Origin of the sequence: Actinoplanes sp. KI2 (assembly GCF_025630775.1) — a bacterium.
Lineage (GTDB): Bacteria > Actinomycetota > Actinomycetes > Mycobacteriales > Micromonosporaceae > Actinoplanes.
This window is the reverse complement of sequence record NZ_JAOSZE010000103.1, coordinates 1-3,207: the sequence shown is the minus strand read 5'-3', so window position 1 is coordinate 3,207 and position 3,207 is coordinate 1. Positions and strand designations below refer to the sequence as shown.

The following is a 3,207-nucleotide window of genomic DNA, read 5'->3' as shown; positions in this document are numbered from 1 at the left end:
AGGGCGGCGAACAGCGTCGACCATTGGGCGTGGTAGCCGGCCGAGACGCTGATCTGCGCTATGCCCTGGGTGAGCAGCATTTTCTGTTCGGTGCCGGGGCCGGTCATGATGGCGACCGGGAGCAGGTATTGGTTCCACTGGCCGACGATGTTGAAGATGGTGATGGAGACCAGGCCGGAGCGGGCCATCGGCATCATGATTTGGAAGAACTTGCGGGTGTGTGAGGCGCCGTCGACGGTGGCGGCTTCGTCGATCTCGTACGGCAGGGTTTTGAAGAACGCCGCGAGGAAGAAGACGGTGAACGGCAGCGAGTAGGCGATGTAGACCAGTACCAGGCCGGTGTAGGTGCCGAGCAGCCCCATGCTTTTGAGGATGTAGAACAGCGGGCCCAGCGCCATGAAGGTGGGGAACGCGAGGCCGGAGACGAACAGGTAGTAGATGAACCGGTTGCCGAAGAACCGGTAGCGGGCCAGCACGTAGGCGGCCATCGAGCCGAGCACCATGGTGCCGGTGGTGCTGAACAGCACCACGATGACGCTGTTGAGGAAGTAGCGGCCGACGTGTGCCTCGGTCCACGCGTCCGCGTACGTCTGCAAGGACCAGTGGGCCGGCAGCGCGAACGGTTTGCCGAGGAAGATCTCGGTGTTGGTCTTGAAGGAGGCGAGCACGACCCAGATGAGCGGGGCGGCGGTGGCGAGCGCCCACAGGAACAGTCCGATGTGGGCCATCCCGGTGAACGCGTTGACCTCGCGCTTGACCGAAGGCTTGCGGCCGGCGCTCCTGGCGGCGGCGGGGGCTGCGGTGGTGGTGCCCGGGGCGCTGGTGAGGTTGGTCATCGGTGCGCCTCTCAGGCTTCCAGGGACTCGCGGCGGGTGACCCGCAGGGTCAGCGCGGCGAAGGTCAGGGTCAGGAAGAACAGCACGACACCGATCGCGGAGGCGTAGCCCACCTGGGAGAACTCGAACGTGTTACGCCAGATCATCAGGCTCAGCACCGAGGTGGCCCCGTTCGGGCCGCCCCGGTCCACCGACATGATGTTGACCACGGCGAACGCGTCGAACGCGGCGATGCCCAGATACACCCAGGCGACCTGGATCGTGCCCCACAGCAGCGGGATCGTGATCCGGAAGAACAGGGTGAACCGCGACGCCCCGTCCAGCGCGGCGGCCTCGTAGATCTCCGCCGGGATCGACCCCATCCCGGCCGAGAACAGCACCACATAAAACCCGACCGCCTGCCAGATCAGCACGATCAGGATGCAGGTCATCGCCCAGCGCTCGTCGGCCAGAAACAGCCACGGTTTCCACGACTCCGGCAACATTCCGTTGATCATCCCGGACTTGTCCGGCCCGAACACCCGCTGGAAGATCACCGCGACGATCGCCAGGGCCAGCAGCTGCGGGAAGAAGAAGATGATCCGATACGTCTTCGACCCGCGCACCCCGCGGGTCTGCCCGCCCCGGCTGTTGCCGCCCACGTTGAGCAGGAACGCGATCACCAGCGCCAGCGCGACCGTGACCAGCGGCAGCAGGATCAGCAGATACAGGTTGTGCCGGATCGACTTCCAGAACAGCTCGTCGTTCCACAACTTCTGGAAGTTCTCGAACCCGATGTACTTGATCGGCCCGAACCCCGACCAGCTGGTCATCGACAACTGGAAACTCTGAACGTACGCCGCGACCACGAAGGTGCAGTAGAGCGCCACCGGCACGACAAGGAAACCGATGATGAAGGGATACTTGCCGTGCCGCATGGCCGCTACCTCTTACTACCTAGTTGGTCAGCTGCGGGTGAACTTGGTGACCGACGAGTCCTTCGCGACCGCCTGCGAGGCCGCCTCCATCCGCTGGCAGAACTTCTCCGCGTCACCGCCCTTGAACATCAGGTCGTTGACCGCGCCGCGCGACTCGTCATCGAGCTTCTTGTACCAGGTGTCGAACAGATACCCCATGAACACGTCCTTACCGGCCTTGCCCAGCATGTCGTTCGCGCTGGTCAGGCCGGGCGAGATGGTCTGCCCGTCGGCCGCGCCCGCCACCACCGTCAGCGACTTGGTCAGCTTCGTGAACCCCAGCGCCGCCTCCTTGGAGAGCATCCCGCGGATGTACTCCTTACCACCCTGCGGGTTCTTGCCCTTGGCCGCCGCGAAATAGATCTCCCCGGCCGCCGCGTTGATCGCGGTCGCCGGCAACTGGTCCGCCGTCGTCACGCTCGGATACGGGGTCACCGCGTACTCGAAGGTCGGCGGGGTGTCCTTCGCCTGCTCGTTCTCCAGCCACGACCCGCACGGGTAGAACGCCAGCTTGTCCTGATCCTGCTGCAACTGCACCTCGGTGTGCTTGAGACCGAGGAACGTCTTGTTGATGTACTTGTTGCCGATCTCACCCCACGCCGCGGCGGCCTTCTTGATCGGCTCCGCCGTCCACGCGCCCGGCTTCAAGTTGTCGATGTCCTTCAGACACTGCTCCGTGCCGATCTTCGCGGCGCTGGTAAGCAGCGCACGAACCATGTAATACGACGCGTTCGCCCCCGCGTAACCGAACGGCGTGATCCCCGCACCCTTGATCGTGTCACACAGAGCGGTGAACTCCGCCCACGTGGCCGGCAGCTTCCAACCCTTCGAATCGAACAACTTCTTGTTGTACCAAAGCCCGAACACCGTGTACGAGTAATTCATCGCCATCGGCTTACCGTCATACGTGCCCTGCTCCACAGCACCCGGCACCAGCGTCTCAGCGACGGTCTTACCCGCCACATCCCACGACGGCGCCGCGAACAGATCCGTCAGATCAGCCGCCTGCCCCGCCTTCACGATCGCCCCGAAATCCATCAGGTTCGACCCCGAATTGTTGATCATGTCCGGCGGGCTACCCGCATTGATCCGCGGCTGCACCACCGTCGAAATCTGCTCCGTCGCCGAATACGTCACCTTCGCATCCGGCCACTTCTTGTTGAACAGCGGGGTGTCAACGTCGGTCGCGTACGCCGTACCCAGACCACCGTTGAAGATGATGATCTCCACGCCGGCCTTCGGGTCGATACCCAACGGATTATCGGCCGACTTGGTGCCCGTCGACTGCTTCTGCGTGTCGTCACCACCACCAACACACGCACTCAACAAACCCACCGCAGGCGTAGCCATCAAACCGACCGCAGCCGCACGACGCAACAACGAACGCCGATCAACCTCGGCCTTGAATATCTCAG

The 3,207-nt window shown here is 63.6% G+C and carries 3 protein-coding genes; all 3 read right to left on the bottom strand.

Annotated features, from left to right (window positions below; translation table 11 throughout):
• Positions 1–836, bottom strand: an 836-nt coding sequence (locus ODJ79_RS46390; RefSeq protein WP_263030154.1) for a carbohydrate ABC transporter permease, incomplete at its 3' end; no start/stop codon positions are given.
• An 11-nt stretch (positions 837–847) separates the two neighbouring features.
• A complete protein-coding gene (locus ODJ79_RS46385; protein WP_263030153.1) occupies positions 848–1,753 on the bottom strand; it encodes a carbohydrate ABC transporter permease in 906 nt (301 codons plus the stop codon).
• 27 nt (positions 1,754–1,780) lie between these two features.
• Positions 1,781–3,207, bottom strand: a 1,427-nt coding sequence (gene ngcE / locus ODJ79_RS46380; RefSeq protein WP_263030152.1) for an N-acetylglucosamine/diacetylchitobiose ABC transporter substrate-binding protein, incomplete at its 5' end; no start/stop codon positions are given.

Coding starts and splice junctions, on each gene's coding strand:
- ODJ79_RS46385 (WP_263030153.1), bottom strand. CDS start 1,753: ATGCGGCACGGCAAGTATCCCTTCATCATCGGTTTCCTTGTCGTGCCG.